At 84.2% G+C, this 481-nt stretch carries 1 pseudogene; it reads right to left on the minus strand.

Going from position 1 to position 481, the window contains the following annotated elements:
• Nucleotides 1-481: pseudogene (locus tag FOE67_RS29895) on the minus strand (hypothetical protein); the annotation flags it as partial.

A 481-nucleotide genomic window follows, 5' to 3' on the forward strand; every position in this document is an offset into this window, starting at 1 on the left:
GGTCCGGTACCGGATCCGGCTGCGGAGCCGGTCGGTCGCCGGGGTCGCCGCCACCGGAACCCGGCGCGGCGGGCGGCGGATCGGCCGGACGCCCGGGCGAGGAGGGTGGTGCGGCCCCCGGGGAGGCCCCGCCGCCGCCCGCCGGACGGGACGGCCGGGAGTCCTCGCCGGAGCGCTCGGGGGGATCGGTGCCGGGGCGCCCGTCGGCGTCGGAGGGGCGCTGCCGCGAGGCGGGCCCGTCCCCCGCCGGCGGGGAGGCACCCGGGGAGGGCCCCGGTGAGGCCGGATCACCGGGGGCACCCGGCACCACCGGCGCTCCCGGAACACCCGTGTCGGGCTCGTCGGGAACGCGCTCGGCCCCCACGGGGGCGGCGGGCGAGGCGGGGTCCACGGTGACGCACCCCGCGAGCGCGGCGCCGAGGGCGCACAGACCCAGGGCGGCCAGGGCGGTCCGGGCCGATCGGCCCGCGCCGGGGCGGGG

The organism is Streptomyces calidiresistens (genome assembly GCF_014141525.1).
In the GTDB taxonomy this organism is placed as follows: Bacteria; Actinomycetota; Actinomycetes; order Streptomycetales; family Streptomycetaceae; genus Streptomyces; species Streptomyces calidiresistens.